This is a genomic window from Pseudoalteromonas sp. SIMBA_162 (genome assembly GCF_046535955.1).
In the GTDB taxonomy this organism is placed as follows: domain Bacteria; phylum Pseudomonadota; class Gammaproteobacteria; order Enterobacterales; family Alteromonadaceae; genus Pseudoalteromonas; species Pseudoalteromonas marina.
Genome location: NZ_JAWJBQ010001147.1, coordinates 1 through 238 on the forward strand (window position 1 = coordinate 1; position 238 = coordinate 238).

Annotated in this window: 1 pseudogene; it reads right to left on the reverse strand. The window is 60.9% G+C overall.

Going from position 1 to position 238, the window contains the following annotated elements:
* Window positions 1-16 precede the first annotated feature (16 nt).
* A pseudogene (locus tag R0J88_RS23270) lies at window positions 17-238 on the reverse strand (NADH:ubiquinone reductase (Na(+)-transporting) subunit A); the annotation flags it as partial.

Here is a 238-nt window from a genome sequence, read left to right on the forward strand (position 1 = left end):
TGTCGAATGCCCATCATCAGACCTCTTTCTCGATCGTGGTGAGGTTGTCACGCAGGATGGGACCGTACTCGTACTTGCCCGGGCACACGTAGGTGCACAGCGCGAGGTCCTCTTCATCAAGCTCCAGGCAGCCAAGCTGCATGCCGGTCTCGATATCACCCACGATCAGCGAACGCAGCAGCTGCGTCGGCAGAATGTCCAGCGGCATGACCGCCTCGTACGCGCCCACCGGCACCAT